Source organism: Marinobacter sp. EhC06 (genome assembly GCF_001650915.1).
Lineage (GTDB): Bacteria > Pseudomonadota > Gammaproteobacteria > Pseudomonadales > Oleiphilaceae > Marinobacter.
Genome location: NZ_LXYO01000010.1, coordinates 13,118 through 29,781 on the forward strand (window position 1 = coordinate 13,118; position 16,664 = coordinate 29,781).

Sequence of the window (16,664 nt, forward strand, 5' to 3'; positions counted from 1 at the left end):
CCCAATGGACTTCCGGCATGTCAGACTAGCTGTGAGGTGGCTTATAGTGAAGCGGAAAAGCGTTGCTCCATCCAATGAATAAAAGAATTATTATTGTAACGGGAACGTTGCCCTGCCATCTCCCAACGGGCGAAATTAACTGAGCAGACCGCGCACCACCTCTCGAAAACCTGCCATATACTCATCGCTCAGGCCTCTGGTTCCTGTAGCATGAGGCACAGAAATAACAGTTGCGCTTGGGAAGTCCTGTTTCAAAAGCTTAAATTTTGTCTTCCCAACTGGAACGTCTGACCGAAACACCTCAGCATTTCCGGGCCTTGGCCCGAGAATAGACTCAACACGCTCACGAATTCGTATATCATTCAAAGCTTCGATCAGGTCACTGCCTGTGAAGATAATCAGGCGGGGCTTTCGATCTTCGATGAGGGATAGGATGCCATCGGACTCCGCAACCAGCTTGTCGACAGTAATCTTATCTTCAGCAATTGTATTGGTTTGAGTGGCGAGCCAGTTGGTCTGGAAGAACGAGTGCTCATATTCTCCAATTCTTGAAGCGTCAGTCTCCATTGGTCGCCCCCAATTATTCAGCCATGTTAGCAGGCGGTTGCGAAATAGAGTGTTATTCACTTTTGCGTCCGAGAAAAAGGACGGCGCAGATTGCTCGGCCGTTACCCCCTCTTCTTCATCGTCATGATCCTTTGATGAAAACCCGAAGTTGTAACCGCATATCATAATTCCACCTATGAGGTTTTCCGGGTAGTCCGCCGTAACAACTGGATGTTGATCCATAACATTAATCTCCAAGTTCGCTCATCAACAGTGGGAGGCTTATACCCCAAGGTGATTTTCTAACAAAGCTAATAATCCTATTCGCGATTCGTTCCATTTCACATGATCCACACGCGATGGCAGCAAACTTTTTTGCCTTGTACGCAACCGGCATTTCGATTCGCTTAAAGGTATCCGTAGTATCCGCTGAAACCATACAGAGTATGATCGAAAACCTCGCCATCTGTCCGACGCCACCCCAAACCGCAAGCGGGATCAACCTGGTTTCATTATCGTGACACAGAACCACCAGCAATCCGTTATCTGCCGCCAAGCTATCGATATCAGGAAGAACACTCTGACATACGAAGTCGGCAAATCGGTCGTAGTCATAAGGTGGCGCCATTTCTCTAACTAACGAGCTGAAACTGTAAACCAAAAAAGGTGCCTGGGCTCGCTTCCCTCGGGTGCCAACCGGAGGGACTGAAGGAAGAGCAACCGTTAATCCTTCCGGCCCCACGAATACCAACGAATGCTCCACAATCCCTCGCATGCTCCGCTTCCTAAGGCGTTTCCAAGGAGGCACTTTAATCTCAGAAGACGACAAGGATTGTCGCTATTAATTCGTAGATTGAAATAGATGGCTCTGAGTAATCCATGGATCGTTACAACTCCGATCGTATATTCACTAGGTGAGGATCAGTTGTGCAACTGGACACGCAAACAACACGCAAACCGGGCCCCCGTCGGCTCTTCTTCGATTTGAGCTCAATCCTTGGTTACGAGATCCACTTGGTGGTTTATGGTTGGCAAGCGAAGCAGCCTCTAAACTGGCTCAGCCACAATCGCACAGCAGTCATCGCCCAGGGGAGCTTTCTTCAAGCGCCGGGACTTCCTGTTTTCACTCTAAAAGATAAAGAAGGAAGCGGGCTCGCGGAGCAGATTCCGTTGGAGGTCGCGAGGGTGGCCAGATTCATGCCCGCTATCGATTTTGAGTTGTGTCAGGCGTGTGCGGTATCTGACGCGGCCCTTCAATTGGCAAGAGATGCACCACTGCTGTTTATTCTCTTGGTTGAGTTTGCCCGCAAAAACTCCTCTTCCACTTATCAATTTGAGGACCTGCTCGGCCTCAAACGCACGGATATTCTTGAACGCATGGGACTCCCTGGGAGCCCTTCGCTGGCCCGCCTTATTAGGCGAATAGCACTATCCCCCCTTCTTCCTTGGGAACTTGAGGATGTCACTGAGGCTCTTGGCAAGCCTGAGTTTTTGGCCCTACTTAGACATCACCCTAGGCTCCACCTTAACCATCTTCGTTTTCTGCTTCGCCTTCAGCATCGAATTGATCCATGCATGCTAAACCTGATTGATGGGCACTCTTCCGCGCAGGACATTAACTGGGTGTGCCGGATGATTCGAGACACAAGGAATTTGGCAAGAGGTAATGAAGACGTTCTTACGGGAGTCACATCCAAACAATCGTTACAGGACCTGCACGACAAACTTGTCGAGCGATTCAACCGCGACCACGGAAAAGATCCTGCAGCCTATCGCGCCCTACTTTCCGAGCGTCTGAAAGCAGAGCACGGTGATTATCCGCCAACTCCTTTGCCGGCCATTGATGGCATAGAGCCGCTAAGCTCCTGGTTGGACCTATTGGAAGAAGGGGCCTTGATGCACCACTGTGTCGGTAGTTATGACAATCATGTCGCTGACGGGCATGTGTTCATCTATCGCATGGTTCAACCGGAACGACTGACGATTTCCCTTGAAAAAAAGAGCGACGAGTGGATCGTTGGTGAGGTAAGAGGCTACTGCAACGCAAGCCCTTCAGCAGGAGCTCTGGAAATAGTGCGACGCTGGGTGGAGTTTTAGAGCCTTGATCAGCTCATCACTCCACTGCGTTTGAGAGGAAGGTGATGAGCAGATCCTTTGATGGCAAAAGCTGTATCAGAACCTGAATTCTGGCCCCACTGAAAACACGTTGATATCGGTTTCGCCCAGCTCATCCTCATCACCAACGTTCAACAGCAGATCCCAGTCTGCACGCAGCCGGATTCCCTCGGCAACTTCATAGCTCATGCCAAGGCCGGTTCTGAATGCCACGCCAGTATCGTCGTCGCTTACAGAAATAGTCTGAAATCCATTGCTCGCTGCAGCCTCGTAATTCAAGCGCCACAGCATGAGGCCTGCTTTGGTGAATACCTTGAATGGACCTGTTTCAGGCATGCCCAGTTGAAGCGTTGTATCAACGAAATGACCATTTACCGCAGCTACCACTCCGACACCGTTGATTACACCGGAAGCCTCAACATCATCAATATAGCGGTACCCAAACTCGAGATTGGCAAAGCTATTCAGTTCGGTACCACCGTAAAAGCGAACGGCCAGCGCGCTGTCGTCACACGATGATGATCCTTCGCAGAAGTCATCTACAGTGGCTTGGCCAGCGGAAATACCAAAATAACTGGGCCGCGACTCGGCCGCATAAGCTGATGCGTGAGCCACTACGGCAACGGAAACCATCAGCGCAATTCTAGTCAATTTCATTTCCACATCCTTTTTCGATAGAACAATGCAAAGCGAGCGAATAGCCCGCTCTTTTTCGGTTACTAATACTGACCAAAGAGAGCGACAGCTACGGTCGCAGACTCAAAAAAAGATTCAAAGTTAAGAGCAAACTCATCCAGTTTTCTGTGTACGAGATAATCCCTTCTCCAGGGTGGAGGAGATTTCTTCTCGCAACCAATCAGGCTCCAAGATATCGCAATGCACGGCCTGAGCCGTGAGCCACCAGCGCAAATCCTGGGTATCGCCGACAGTGACCGTAATTTCAAAGGTGTTTTCGTCGATGTCTGTTGTCACCTGGTCGAAACCCAAAGGCGATTCAATCAAATGATTGAGCACCGGCTTGTCGCAGCGAAGGTGCAGGAACATCGGGGCTCGAGAGTGAAGAATGCCCATGGCGCCGGAGGAAATGTAAAGATCCAGGTCGAAGTCTTCTGGTCGTTCAAGGGGCTTCTCCACCAGTTTGCCGCCGGAAGCCCGGTGCAGAACCAATTGGCGAACACCCTCCCTACCCTCGATCTTTCCGATCAGATAGACATTGGGGTCACGGAAGATAAGGCCCAAAGGGTGCACAACAATCTCGGCCGGTTCGGGCCAGTTGCGAGCCTGGTAAGTGAGTTCACACCGATATTCTCGTAATAAGGCCTCAGTTACCGTTTCCAACACATCCGAGTCTATAGAGGGTCTTTGACCGCTCAAACCACGGTTAATCACTCTGACGCGATTCGGCCATTGCCCCAGCGGGTTTTGCTCACGCAAAAGGGTTCTGTGCGCCTCATCAAAATGCGGCTTCAGGTGGGATAGTGCTCGTGGCGGAAGCATCGGAGTGAGGTAGGCCTTGGCGAGCTCAAAAGTCAGTGCAGCCGGCAGGTCCAATGCTGGGATGATATCCATTGTGGCTTCACGGTCGAAAGACCACTGAAATGGACGAGAAGATTCATCCACCAGTAACGGGAAGTCGATACTCAGCTTCTCTAAGTCCCTCTGGATAGAACGCATGGTCACAGAAAAACCCTGCTCATCGAGCCTTTCTGTGAGCTCAGTCGTGGTGATGGACTTTGGATATCGAGGCACCATTCGGAGCATGGTGAGGTAGCGGACTGCGGTATTCGACATTGGCGGATCCTTGCCTGGCTTTGTCGGGCTATCATAATTCTTATGTCGCCGCACTCTACAGCACACTGACCAAACGCTTCCAGTACCCGGTTAATAGCAGGCTCCTGATCCCGCGTCTTTGTCTGGCAAGGGTATTTGGTGAACCAACTTTGCCAAGATTGATGCCTCGAGCCCCCTAATCCCCTTATCTATGCAAAACGACGGCATTTTTATGCGGCCTTTTTGCACTTGCTCCTCCAAAAAAATCCGTAAAGTGACCTCAATGTCTGATCAGAAGTGCTTCTGACACTGCGCGCCTTAAAACGATCAGATGGGTCTAACTAAATGAGTCGGGAGATCGCTATGCGTCCGGTATCGATTGAGGATTTTATTGAGGTCGTATTTGAATACGACAGCACGCCACCTGCCCCATCAACTATTCGTCGACTCTGTGCTGCGAAAGACGAGTGCGGACTGGCAGTTATCCCGGGCGCCTTTAAGCTGGGGAAAGCCTGGAAAATCGACTTGGACGGTTATTTTCGGGAGATGGAGCGTCGGGTGTCCCGATCCGACGCTGCAGAAGACGCCTTTATCCATGACTTGGCAAATAAATTAGCTTCCTAAAATGGCACCAAGATACCGCTCTGAAAAACATTCCTCGCTGCACAGGTACCCTGGCCTCTATCAGAGCGAGGACGGTGTCTACTTCGTCATCCATCCGATTACGAAAAAACGTGGCACCTTGGACACCAGGGACAGGAATCAAGCGATCCGACTGTGGTCAATGCTTAACCACAGATGGGAGGCCGAAGTCCAAGAACGAAAAACCAACGCCCTGGCTGAAAAGTTGGATCACCTCTCGATACCAGCAAGCAAGGGGGATCACATCCTTCTTCAGGACTACCTGAAGAAATGGAGAACGGAGGTCCTCGGTCATCAACTAAAAGGCAAGAGCATAGTTTGGTCAGAATGCCGAGTCCTATCCCTACGAGGACCGAATAAAGGCGCCCCTATCGCTAAACCAACCCGAATTGATTACGCGAGCGATGCCCGGCAATTGGAGCAGAGCGGCGACGCAGAATTCCCGCTTTCTGACCCGCAAATCCTTCGCAAGATTCGCAAACTGCTTTCCCCATGGCTGCCGATGCCGACCCATTACAACGGTCTCAAGAACACATTGAACCGGGTGTTCCTCCATGCGGTTCAGGAAGGTCTCATTGACCGAAATCCGATGATTGATATCCGGAAAGCCGCCGAAGAAAAACGCCAAGTTCTCATCCCTGATGAGGCCTATCGGAAGATTACTGAACATCTGTGCGTCCATCGTCATAACAAGCGAGATATGGACGGCGCGTGGCGTGCGAAGATTTGCGATCTCATTTACATGATGAGTCAGCAGCCAATCGACGTTTTCAATTTGAAGGAAAACCAAGGTGAGCTCTATGAAAAGCCCGTCGATCGCGGGGACTATTTCGCCTACGGCGTGATCCGCTTTGCTCGCCACAAGACCAAAATCGGCATTGAGCTTGAGATGAACGAGGATCTCGCAGATCTGTGGACGTGGTTTGTGGAGTTCAAGCGGAAGGAGGCAGTCATAAGCGAGTACCTCCTAGTATACCCGCGCTACTTCGATAAGCGCTCCAGAGCCCAACAAGTAAAACACAGAACTATGCAGGCCGCCTGGCGAGATGCCTGCAAGAAAGCGGGCTATGGAGGTATGTACCACCTTAGGGACCTCCGCAAGAAAGGACTGACCGAAGAGTTCCTGAGCCAAGGAGAAAACGACAAAGGCGGACACGAGACGCAGGCCATGCGGAATCATTATCGGTTGATCAAACCACCAAAACGAGCCAGGACCACCATTAAATTTGATCGAGAACAAAAGACCCAATAAATCCAAGCATACAGCGGTCCCAATCAATGCCATTAAGAACATAACGGAGGCTTATAACAGATAATAAAGCACGCATAGTGATTACGAAGCTTTTGAAATATTGGCAGAACGCCTACGTAATTTGGTTTTCGGGCTCTTTCGATCAGCCAGAAATCTCGAAATCAATTTAATATTCAACTTTAGGGTCATGACAATATTATGCTTTTAGACACTGGTTTAAAGACTTATACCGAATACGAAACGCGAATCCACGTGGCTCCGACGGGGTTAACCATCGCAGTATCTCTCAACTTGAATGGGCGTTATCCCGGAAAAATTTCGGAGCCGTTTACGATTAAAGACGACGATTATTCTACTTTCACCTGCTCTGAAAATGACGGTGAGAAAATGAATTTGAAGATCGGGCGGTATTTGCAAACCGTAGAATTGGAAATCATCAAAAAGAAGACCCGAGACTTTCTCGGTGAGACTAAACTCACAGGAAACGACCTGAGGGAAGAAATTCGCAATATTGTAAAAAGCGTGGAACTTGAGTTCGATAATCCTACCGAGCCCAGTCAAGTTATTCCGGATGAGCCTATCGATGGAGACCCTGAGTTTTTGATTTATGCAACGGATGATGACCTCGCAAAATTCGCATACACGGCATCTGAGCTGTGCGTCCCTTATATGCATCCCTGGGATGCATACGAGTACCTTCTGCTGTTACGCAAGAAAGCTAGGGGAAGAACTGTGATTGACCTTAACTCGTATTTTTGAGGGCCATTAGGCTAACTAGAAGCCTCGACCAATCGGGTCGAGGCTTTTTTATTATCGGGTGCTAATCTTGTTCTTGAAACCATAGTCTGGCCGACCCGACCAAATTATGGCTACATACGCTGGGAGCTCCGGCCGCGCGATCAGATGTGCCAGACACTGGCACATTCTGGTGAAAACGGCGGCCAAAACATATGGTCGGCCAATCAATTACACCCTCAAAAGCAGCTTACCGAGGCGGATAATATTTTGGGTTTAATTTGGATATTTTTTGGGTGAGAAAATCAACCAAATAGAAATTACGTACTTCATTGATTTTAAAGGGTAAAAATGGAGGCGCGGGTCGGAATCGAACCGGCGTACACGGAGTTGCAGTCCGCTGCATAACCACTCTGCCACCGCGCCGGAAAAGATCGAAGAGATCGGATCTTTGTGCTCTCAGGTGGGCATTGAGAGACTTGAAATTGGAGCGGGAAACGAGATTCGAACTCGCGACCCCAACCTTGGCAAGGTTGTGCTCTACCAACTGAGCTATTCCCGCTCTTTGTTTCCGGGGCATTGCCTCGTCAACGGCTGCGTATTCTACGGATTACCGTTCGGGCGTCAATAGTTTTTTATCAAGTTTTTGTTTTACTGGAGATTGTGGGTAAAGTTTGGCCAATCACGATGCCGGATGCAATCATGCGACTTGCATACTGGCAGAGAACCTTTGCACTCTCTAAGCTAGTCACTGGCAGGCAACATCACTCAGGGATTCGACAGAACGTGCCCAGTCCTGATTCTTCCGAGCAGACCGATCCACAACAACCGTCTTCCAAACCCGGATCCGTGACCATTGAAGCCGGCACCCTGAAGGTGAGGGATGACTGGCTGTTGAGCCATTACCGGTCTCTGGCTGCCGTGGCTTCGTCGATGTCTTCCAGGGATACAAGTGAGTTATCGATAGACCTTTCGGGGCTGGATCGGATTGACACTGCCGGTGCATCGCAACTGGCCTCCCTGATCGGCCCGGAGCGCTTGCTTGAAGCCGCCTCGGCCGCTGGCGACTTACCCCGTGAAAAATCCGCGCTGATTGCCGCCGTCTGCGAGGCCATGAAGAACCAGCCAGCGCCTGATGGGCGCGCGCCTTCCCTGCTCTGGAGCTTTGTGACCGGAACAGGCCAGAAGGTGGAGAGCATCTTCCGGCTGCTGTGGATTCTTGTAGGCTTCATCGGCCAGACGCTGGGCACCCTGGCCTGGAACCTTCCCCGGCCCTGGCGTTGGCGTATGACGCCCTTCGTTGCAGCCGTTCACGACACCGGCCTGAATGCCCTGCCCATTGTGGCATTGCTGACATTTCTGGTGGGCGCTGTTGTGGCGTTCCTCGGGGCGACCGTGCTGGAGGATTTTGGTGCCACTATCTATACGGTTAACCTGGTGGCATTTTCCTTCCTGCGGGAATTCGGGGTTCTGTTGGCCGCAATCCTGCTGGCCGGCCGAACCGCCAGCGCGTTTACTGCCCACATTGGCGCCATGAAGGTTAACGAGGAGCTGGATGCCATCCGCACCCTGGGCCTGAACCCCATCGAACTGCTGGTGCTACCAAGGGTAATGGCGATGATGGTGAGCCTCCCTATTCTCACCTTTGTGGGCATGATCTCCGGCATGGTGGGCGGCGCCATGGTCTGTGCCCTGGTGCTGGATATCTCGCCGACGCAGTTCATGGCCATCGTTGAGCGGGACATCGCCCTTCAGCATTTCGTTGTGGGCATTGTGAAGGCGCCGATCTTTGCGTTCCTGATTGCCGTGATTGGCTGTCTGGAAGGGTTCAAGGTTGCTGGCAGTGCCCAATCGGTGGGCGAACACACCACCTCCAGCGTGGTTCAGTCCATCTTTATGGTAATTCTGCTGGATTCCATTGCTGCACTATTCTTTATGGAAATGGGCTGGTGATCATGGCGGTAATGGCGGCATCTTCGAGCACTGAAGCCAGAAACAAACCGGTGATAGCGGTGCGGGACCTGTGCAACCGCTTTGGCGATCACATTGTGCACGAGGACCTCGATCTCGATCTGCTGCGGGGTGAAATACTGGGAGTAGTTGGCGGGTCGGGAACCGGCAAAACGGTGCTTTTACGCAGTATCGTTGGACTGAACACGCCCGCCTCGGGCCATATCCGGGTGTTTGGTGAGGATCTTATCCAGCTTTCGGCACGGGCACGTTCCCGCATAGAGCAACGCTTCGGTGTTCTGTTCCAGGGGGGCGCCCTGTTTACTTCGCTGAACCTGCAGGAGAATATCGCCGTTCCGCTGATTGAACACGCCGGCCTGAAGCGGCCCGAAGCCGAACAGCTGGCCCGGATGAAGCTTGCGCTGACCGGTTTACCACCTGACGCAGCGGTTCGTTACCCGTCCGAACTCTCCGGCGGTATGGTGAAGCGGGCGAGCCTGGCGCGGGCTCTGGCACTGGATCCGGAGATCCTGTTCCTGGATGAGCCCACGGCGGGCCTGGACCCTATCGGGGCAGCTGCATTTGATAGGCTGATTGTGACGCTCCGGGATGCCCTGGGGCTGACCGTGTTTCTGGTCACCCATGATCTGGACACTCTCTACTCAACCTGCGACCGGGTTGCGGTACTGTCACAGCGCAAGGTGCTGGTAGCTGATACGCTGGAAGCCGTTGCCGCCACGGAAGATGAGTGGATTCAGGACTACTTTAACGGCCCCCGGGGCCGGGCAGCGAGCTACGCATTCAGGGACCATTCGAACAAACGGAATCAGGAGCAGTAACCATGGAGCCAAGGGCCCACCACCTGATCATTGGCCTGTTTACCATCCTGGCCTTTGCGGCCGCGCTGATCTTTTCCCTGTGGCTGGCGAAATCCTCTGCCGATCGGGAATGGGGCTACTATGAAATCGTCTTCGACCATGCCGTTGGTGGCCTGTCCGAGGGTAACCCTGTGCTTTACAGCGGCGTTCAGATTGGTGATGTGGTAGAGCTGACCCTGGATCCGGACAACCCCGGCCACGTGCGGGTGCTGGTTCGGGTTGATCAGTCGGTACCCATTCGTGAGAACACCAAGGCCGGCCTGGTGCTCGCCAACATCACCGGCAGCATGAGTGTACAGTTCAGCGGTGGAAGCCCGGACCAGCCGGCGCTGAAGGGCGATCGCGATAACCCACCGGTCATTGTTGCCGAGCCTTCGGCGTTCAATAGCCTGCTTGCCAATGGCGAACAACTCCTGGCCAAGGCGGACCAGCTGCTTACGAGCACTACCGAGCTGCTATCCAGTGACAACATCGAGAATGCATCCGCGATCCTGAAAAACACCCGGGAAGCCACGGATGCCCTGCTCGACCGCCGGGAACAGCTGATCGCCCTGCTCGAACAATTTGACGCCGCCGCCGTTCGGGCCGAGGAAGCAGCCATCAAGGTGTCCAGGGTTTCGGATAATGCCAACGAGCTGCTGCAGAACGATGGTCAACAGGTTCTGCAATCCATGGACAAGGCCCTTGCGGTTATCACCACCACCATGGCGCGGATTGATGAGCTGACCCGTAACAACCAGGGGGCAATGGATGCCGGTCTCCAGGGCATGGGAGAGTTGGCTCCCGCACTGCGGGAGCTGAGGGCAACCCTGAGGAGCCTGAACCAGTTTACTCATCGCCTGGAGCAGGATCCCACTGGCACGCTGTTCGGCAATGAAACTATGAAGGAGATGGCACAGTGACATTGAGGTCAATCAGAAACCTGACACTTCTCCTGGGTGCTGCCTTTGCCAGTGGCTGCACGGTGTTTCCGAACCCGGAGCCACCGAGGGTTATGGACCTGGCAGTGGTCCAAGCGGCTCCAACGGCGGAGCAACCGGTTCAGGCATCCCTTCGCGTTGATACACCCTACGCCTCAGAGCCTTTTAACGGATCGCTGATTCTGGCCAAACCCACGCCTCAGGAGTTCCGGGCCTACGAGGGAACCCGCTGGCGGGATTCGGCACCGGTGGTGGTTCGGGATATGCTGGTCAGCAGCCTTCGTCAGAGTGGCGCCTACGCGAATGTTATTACGGATACCAACCCGGCGCAGGCTGAGTTGACCCTGGTCACCGAACTCTCGGCATTTCATTCGGAAACCCCGGAATCCGGTCCGCAGGTGGTTATCGAGCTGCACCTGCAGATGATTCACAACCGCTCGCGGGCCAGGCTGTGCACTCGCTCTGTGCGGGTTGTGGCGCCGACCTCAGGCACATCGGTTGACCAGATTGTTGAGGCCTTCGGAACCGCTGGCAGCAATCTGGCCGCCAGGGTGATTGAATGGGCTAAGACGTGTGACTATCCGTCTGACCTGAGGCCTTCTCCGGAAACAGATCAGCCCAGGCAGCCTTGAGGTAGAGGCCCATGGACCAGAGTGTGAGAATCGCGGCGATATAGAGTAACGCCAGAGCAACATTGGCCCAGAGGACGCCGGGAGGAAATGCCAGAAGACCAACAATCGCGCACATCTGCGCGGTGGTCTTGATCTTGCCGATGTAGGAAACCGCCACGCTGGCGCGGCTGCCAATTTCCGCCATCCACTCCCGCAAGGCGGAAATGACTATCTCACGGCCGATGATAACGGTGGCCGGAATCGTCAGCAGAATCGCCGAGTGCTCCTCGATCAGCACAGCCAGTGCAACTGCTACCATGAGCTTGTCCGCGACCGGGTCCAGGAACGCGCCGAACGGTGTGCTCTGGTCGAGTTTGCGGGCCAGATAACCGTCCAGCCAGTCGGTGGCCGCCGCCAATCCGAAAATCGCCGCGCTCACGAGGTAGCTCCACCCCACCGGAAGATAGAAAATCACCACGAACACCGGAATCATGATGATGCGGGAGAGGGTGAGGATGTTTGGTAAATTCATGCTGTCCTTACTCGTCGTGCAATGCTGCGTATATGGTTTCGGCCAGTGATTTGCTGATGCCCTGCACTTTGGTCATCTCATCAACCCCGGCCTTGCGGAGTTCCTGTATTCCGCCAAAATATCGAATCAGGTCGCGGCGCTTTTTCGGCCCCACGCCCTCAATGCCTTCCAGTGTAGACTGCCGGCGCTTTTTGTCCCTCCGGGCCCGGTGACCGGTAATAGCAAAACGATGGGACTCATCCCGGATATGCTGGATCAGGTGCAGCGCTGGCGAATCTGCCGGCACCCGGAACACATCCCCGGTCATGGCATCAATAAGCTGCTCCATGCCTGCACGACGAGTCACGCCCTTGGCGACACCAATCAGCGGGATATCGGAAATCTCAAGTTCATCAAAGACTTCCCGGGCAATATTCAACTGCCCCTTACCACCGTCTATGAAGACCAGATCCGGGCGTTTGCCCTCGCCGGCCACCATCCGCTTGTAGCGACGGGAAAGCACCTGACGCATGGCGGCGTAATCATCGCCGCCGGTAACGCCCTCGATATTGTACAGGCGGTAATCGCTCTTCAGGGGGCCATTCTCATCGAAAACCACACAGGATGCGACGGTATTTTCCCCGTGGCTGTGGCTGATGTCGAAACACTCCATCCGCGATGGGGTTTCCGCCAGCTCCAGAAGATCCCTCAGTGCCAGCAGGCGCCGGTAAACGGTCTCCTTGCTCGCCAGGTGCGTGAGCAGGGTCTGGCGGGCGTTTGTCATGGCCAGCTCCAGCCAACGGCGGCGTTCACCCCGGACGTTGCCCCGAATCCGGGTTTCCCGGTTCGCCGATTCAGTGAGCGCCTGGGCCAACAGTTCCTGACCCTCCACTTCAACCGGCACCAGGATATCCCGCGGAATCTCCCGTCGGGTGTTGCCGCCGAAATAATACTGCCCGAGGAAGGCACTGAGCAGTTCGCCCTCGGTCTGCTCAATGGAATAGCGGGGGAAGTAGTCCTTGGTACCGAGCACACGACCACCGCGCACGATGATCACCACGATGCAGACGATACCCGCGTCCTGGGCAATGGCGATGACATCCGCATCGCCGCCCTCGCCGTCTACCGACTGCTGTTCCTGAACATGGCGCAGATGATTGATCTGGTCGCGATAGGCCGCCGCCTTCTCGAACTCCAGGTTCTTGGAAGCGGTCTCCATGGCATTCATCAGATCGTGGAGAATCGCAGGGTTTTTCCCCTCCAGAAACATGGTGGCGTGGCGGATGTCCTGCTGATACTCCTCGGGCGTAATGTATTCAACACAAGGTGCCGTGCAGCGGTTGATCTGGTACTGCAGGCAAGGCCTTGTTCGATTCCTGAAAAAGCTTTCACTACAGTTTCTTATACGGAATATCTTCTGTAATACATTAAGACTTTCCTTGACCGCACCCGAGCTTGGAAACGGCCCGAACCAGGTGCCGCCACCCTTTTTGGTTCGCCCACGACGAAACGTCAGCGAGGGGTAATCGCTGTGGGAGGACAGATAGATATAGGGATAGGACTTGTCGTCACGGAGCAGGATGTTATAGGGCGGCCGTAACGATTTGATCAGATTCTGTTCGAGCAGCAGCGCCTCGGTTTCACTGCTGGTAATCGTCACCTCGATAGAGGCAATCTTGCCAACCAGGGCTTCTGTCTTGGGCGCCAGGCCGGTCTTGCGGAAGTAGCTGCCAACCCGTTTTTTCAGATTGCGGGCCTTGCCCACGTATAGAACCGAGCCACCCTCGTCGTACATTCGGTAGACGCCGGGCCGCTCGGTCAACTGTTTCAGGAAGCTCTTGCTGTCAAACTCCCCGATGTGGGTGCTCTCAGGGTCAGACCTTGTCGGCATCAAGCAACCCGAGCCGCACTGCCATCAGGGCCAATTCGACATCACTGGAAATTTCCAGTTTCTCGAAGATCCGGTAGCGGTAGCTGTTGACGGTCTTCGGACTCAGGCACAGCTTGTCCGAAATGTCCTGCACCTTCTGGCAATCCACCACCATCATCGCGATCTGCATTTCCCGCTCGGAAAGCCGGTCGAAAAGCGAGAGCTCGCCGTCCTCGTCCCGATCGCCGCCGCCCAGTTGCTTCAGAGCCATCTTCTGGGCAATTTCCGGGCTGATATAGCGCTGGCCGGTGTGAGCCATACGAATGGCGCGGACCATCTCTTTGATATCCGCGCCCTTGGTGATGTAGGCGGTGGCACCGCTTTGCATGACGCGGGTCGGATAGGGGGCGTCCGCGCAGGCGGTTACCACGATCACGCGAATGGAATCATCAATGCGGAGTATGCGACGGGTCGCCTCAAGGCCCCCGATGCCTGGCATGCGGATATCCATGAGCACGATGTCCGGCCGCTCCTGGCGGACGAAATCGATGGCATCCTCTCCGGATGGCGCCTGCCCGATGACTTCAATGTCCGGGTTGTCAGCCAGCATCCGGGTAATACCGGACCTCACCAGCTCATGGTCATCTACAACCAGTACCCTGATCAAAATTCACCTCGCACACGGCTTTCGGAAAACAGCGCGATTGTAACGTTTAGTTCCTGCCCCGGGTAGGTGCAAACACAAATACCGTGACACACCTGACGCCTAAGCCGGCACACCCAGCCCGGCGGTGTTTTCCACGGGATCGAACCAGACCACCAGATCGCCCCGGCGCACCGCAGACATTACCCTGCTCTGCTCGCCCATGGGGTTTTCAGTGTCGTTCAGTCCGTGGTATCGGGTGCAGTACTCTTCCACCAGGCCCTGAAGCTGGTCTTCGGTCAGCAACTCGGTGTCGACAACGAATTTTTCCTGTCTGGGGTCTTGCTCGGGCTGGTTTTCGGCGCTGTCGGTCATACTACCTCCTTTGACGCAACCATGTTACGAGTTATGGTGGCGAGGTAGAAGCCCGGAGAGGGGATCCGGGCAAACAATCCTTGATCAGGCTGGTTCTGCGGCCGTTCGGAAACGGGCGATCAATTGCCGCATTGAGACTGACTCCTGCCTGAGCGCTTCGCTGATGGTCCGGGTTTGCTCCACGGTTTCAATGAGGAAATCGGCGCTTTCGTCCAGCGCTGTTGAACGGCGGCCTACCCGCCCGATCTCGTCCCGTTGAAACGCAACCGCAGAGCTGATCTCGGCGCTGTGGTTCTCAAGATCCACGAACTGGCCCTGCAGGGATTGAAGGTGTCCCTTGAGCGCAGCCAGATGCTCGCGGTTGCTGCTGCCGGCATCGCGCATTTCTTCCAAAAGCGCATCGACGCTGCTTACGCCGGATACAAGGTCCTGCACCCACTGGGATATATCCCGGGTAGAGTCGGAGGTGCGACGGGACAGAGTCCGTACCTCATCGGCCACCACCGCAAAACCACGACCGTGTTCCCCTGCGCGGGCCGCTTCAATCGCAGCGTTCAAAGCCAGTAAGTTGGTCTGCTCGGCAATATCGGCAATCACTCCAATGACCTGCTCAATCTTGCCCGTGGATTCGTTAAGGGCGTGAATGGAGCCTGAAACGCGGGAAATGACATCCACCGTATGTTCCGCAGCGCCCTCGCTTGTGGTGAGTCGATGCTGGACTTCTTCGTTGGCCGCCACCGCCGATTTCACGGTGTTGGCAGATTCATCTGTGGCTCGCTCAATGGCCGACGCCTGGTCGGCAATGGCGGCCATGGATTGGCTAACATCATGGATCTGCTTCCGGGTTTTCTCGGATGCTGCCTGAAGCGATTCGGCCCCGTTATCCAGGGCACCGGAACGCTCATCCAGACCACCGGCAGCTGAACGGATGTCAGCGATAAAGTGCTCGAATCGGGAGACCAATCCACCCAGTGCGCTTGCGACACCGGCAACTTCGTCACGCCCTTTCAGGACCGGTACCCGCGTGAGGTCTGCGTTTTTCTCCATGGCGACCAGATCGCTTTCCATGCCCTGCAAACGCAGAATTACCGACTGCCTCAGCCACCAGGTCATGGCGATGACGATGAGCAGGAAGGACACTGAACCGGCAATCAGATAGGTTTGCTGGCCAGAAAGAAATGACAACAACTCATCTGCACCCACTGACACAGACTCCCTGCTCTGGAGCTGGCGTTCGGTTATCGCGCCGAGCATCGGCTCCATGGCCGGGAAAAGATCGAAATCCACCACCTGACCAACCCGATAATAGCTTTTCTCGGCAATCCCCTCTTTCATTCGGGCCATAAGCGCCAGTACCCGCTCGAAATCCTCACGGTGGGCCTCTGCCCACTCCCGGAGCCCCGGGTCCGTTTCCAGGGTCTGCCAATGGGCTGGCAACGCGGCTTCCAGGCGGCTGAACTCGGTCTCGATTTCATCCCACAGCATGAGCTGGGCCTTAATCTTATAGGCGAGGTCCTGCAAGTGTCGGTGATCCTGCTCCAGATCCGCCAGCAGCCAGGCCTGGTTCAGGTTGCTCTGGATCAGGGTTTTGGAGGCGTCTTCCGCTTTCAGGATAATGCTCCACGAGAGCGCGGCGAGCCCAGCAAGGGCAAAGACTGAGAGAAAGGCGAAAAACAGGATCCGGGTTCTTACTGTGCCGAACATGACAACTCCAACAACGGGCTATGCCGCGGATGGTATGCCGATTTTGTGACACTTTTATTGCATCTGATGCGTCAGCTTTTTACCGCTTGCAGTCGAGAATGGTGTTAACCACTTCAAAAAATTCCACTGATTCTCTATGATC

17 protein-coding genes and 2 tRNA genes are annotated in these 16,664 nt (G+C 54.4%); 8 read left to right on the forward strand and 11 right to left on the reverse strand.

Annotation, left to right across the window (positions count from 1 at the left end; all coding sequences use genetic code 11):
- Positions 1-135 precede the first annotated feature (135 nt).
- Both A8B84_RS05175 and A8B84_RS05180 read right to left on the reverse strand, forming a co-directional pair.
- On the reverse strand, positions 136-789 hold the full coding sequence (locus A8B84_RS05175) for a hypothetical protein (RefSeq protein WP_064228148.1): 654 nt from the start codon (positions 787-789) through the stop codon (positions 136-138).
- Between the two features lie 4 nt (positions 790-793).
- A complete protein-coding gene (locus A8B84_RS05180) occupies positions 794-1,321 on the reverse strand; it encodes a hypothetical protein (protein ID WP_064228147.1) in 528 nt (175 codons plus the stop codon).
- A gap of 152 nt (positions 1,322-1,473) precedes the next feature.
- Between A8B84_RS05180 and A8B84_RS05185 the strand changes: the two genes are divergently transcribed.
- A complete protein-coding gene (locus A8B84_RS05185; protein ID WP_064228146.1) occupies positions 1,474-2,643 on the forward strand; it encodes a PcfJ domain-containing protein in 1,170 nt (389 codons plus the stop codon).
- A gap of 75 nt (positions 2,644-2,718) precedes the next feature.
- Here the strand turns inward: A8B84_RS05185 and A8B84_RS05190 are convergent, their stop codons facing one another.
- Positions 2,719-3,318 carry an outer membrane beta-barrel protein gene (locus A8B84_RS05190; protein ID WP_064228145.1) on the reverse strand — a complete coding sequence of 200 codons (600 nt, stop codon included), beginning with the start codon at positions 3,316-3,318 and terminating at the stop codon, positions 2,719-2,721.
- A gap of 132 nt (positions 3,319-3,450) precedes the next feature.
- Entirely contained in the window at positions 3,451-4,452 is a 1,002-nt protein-coding gene (locus A8B84_RS05195; RefSeq protein ID WP_064228144.1) for a helix-turn-helix transcriptional regulator, read from the reverse strand.
- A gap of 342 nt (positions 4,453-4,794) precedes the next feature.
- On the opposite strand from A8B84_RS05195, the gene A8B84_RS05200 reads away from it, so the two are divergent.
- The 3 genes from A8B84_RS05200 to A8B84_RS05210 all read left to right on the forward strand — a co-directional run bounded on the left by A8B84_RS05200 (position 4,795) and on the right by A8B84_RS05210 (position 7,084).
- Positions 4,795-5,055: a hypothetical protein gene (locus A8B84_RS05200; protein ID WP_064228143.1), complete on the forward strand. Its 261-nt coding sequence runs from the start codon at positions 4,795-4,797 to the stop codon at positions 5,053-5,055.
- A gap of 160 nt (positions 5,056-5,215) precedes the next feature.
- Positions 5,216-6,325 (forward strand): hypothetical protein, encoded by a 1,110-nt coding sequence (locus A8B84_RS05205; protein WP_064228142.1) that lies wholly within the window; start codon positions 5,216-5,218, stop codon positions 6,323-6,325.
- Between the two features lie 198 nt (positions 6,326-6,523).
- Positions 6,524-7,084, forward strand: coding sequence for a hypothetical protein (locus A8B84_RS05210; RefSeq protein WP_064228141.1), 561 nt, complete (start codon positions 6,524-6,526; stop codon positions 7,082-7,084).
- 328 nt (positions 7,085-7,412) lie between these two features.
- Here A8B84_RS05210 and A8B84_RS05215 read toward each other — a convergent pair.
- Positions 7,413-7,486, reverse strand: a tRNA-Cys gene (locus A8B84_RS05215).
- A gap of 60 nt (positions 7,487-7,546) precedes the next feature.
- Positions 7,547-7,622 (reverse strand) — tRNA-Gly (locus tag A8B84_RS05220).
- Positions 7,623-7,846: 224 nt separating this feature from the next.
- On the opposite strand from A8B84_RS05220, the gene A8B84_RS05225 reads away from it, so the two are divergent.
- Genes A8B84_RS05225 through A8B84_RS05240 form a run of 4 tightly spaced genes read left to right on the forward strand, consistent with a single transcriptional unit; the run spans position 7,847 to position 11,440 of the window.
- Entirely contained in the window at positions 7,847-9,013 is a 1,167-nt protein-coding gene (locus A8B84_RS05225; RefSeq protein ID WP_161487083.1) for an MlaE family ABC transporter permease, read from the forward strand.
- 2 nt (positions 9,014-9,015) lie between these two features.
- Entirely contained in the window at positions 9,016-9,849 is an 834-nt protein-coding gene (locus A8B84_RS05230; RefSeq protein ID WP_227512720.1) for an ABC transporter ATP-binding protein, read from the forward strand.
- A gap of 2 nt (positions 9,850-9,851) precedes the next feature.
- Complete coding sequence (locus tag A8B84_RS05235) at positions 9,852-10,790, forward strand: MlaD family protein (protein ID WP_064228139.1); 939 nt, start codon at positions 9,852-9,854, stop codon at positions 10,788-10,790.
- The gene (locus tag A8B84_RS05240; RefSeq protein WP_082905089.1) at positions 10,787-11,440 is read left to right on the forward strand and encodes an ABC-type transport auxiliary lipoprotein family protein; all 654 of its coding nucleotides are present in this window, start codon (positions 10,787-10,789) and stop codon (positions 11,438-11,440) included. Before A8B84_RS05235 ends, A8B84_RS05240 begins: the two co-directional genes overlap by 4 nt.
- On the opposite strand, the gene pgsA is transcribed toward A8B84_RS05240, so the two are convergent.
- The 5 genes from pgsA to A8B84_RS05265 all read right to left on the reverse strand — a co-directional run bounded on the left by pgsA (position 11,373) and on the right by A8B84_RS05265 (position 16,522).
- On the reverse strand, positions 11,373-11,951 hold the full coding sequence (pgsA, locus tag A8B84_RS05245; RefSeq protein ID WP_064228138.1) for a CDP-diacylglycerol--glycerol-3-phosphate 3-phosphatidyltransferase: 579 nt from the start codon (positions 11,949-11,951) through the stop codon (positions 11,373-11,375). The two genes, A8B84_RS05240 and pgsA, sit on opposite strands and share 68 nt — an antisense overlap.
- Positions 11,952-11,958: 7 nt before the next feature.
- Positions 11,959-13,821: an excinuclease ABC subunit UvrC gene (gene uvrC / locus A8B84_RS05250; RefSeq protein WP_064228137.1), complete on the reverse strand. Its 1,863-nt coding sequence runs from the start codon at positions 13,819-13,821 to the stop codon at positions 11,959-11,961.
- Complete coding sequence (gene uvrY, locus A8B84_RS05255) at positions 13,805-14,467, reverse strand: UvrY/SirA/GacA family response regulator transcription factor (RefSeq protein ID WP_064228136.1); 663 nt, start codon at positions 14,465-14,467, stop codon at positions 13,805-13,807. The genes uvrC and uvrY overlap by 17 nt, the downstream gene beginning before the upstream one ends.
- A 99-nt stretch (positions 14,468-14,566) precedes the next feature.
- Entirely contained in the window at positions 14,567-14,818 is a 252-nt protein-coding gene (locus A8B84_RS05260; RefSeq protein ID WP_008174466.1) for a hypothetical protein, read from the reverse strand.
- 84 nt (positions 14,819-14,902) lie between these two features.
- Positions 14,903-16,522, reverse strand: coding sequence for a methyl-accepting chemotaxis protein (locus A8B84_RS05265; RefSeq protein ID WP_064228135.1), 1,620 nt, complete (start codon positions 16,520-16,522; stop codon positions 14,903-14,905).
- Positions 16,523-16,664 lie beyond the last annotated feature (142 nt).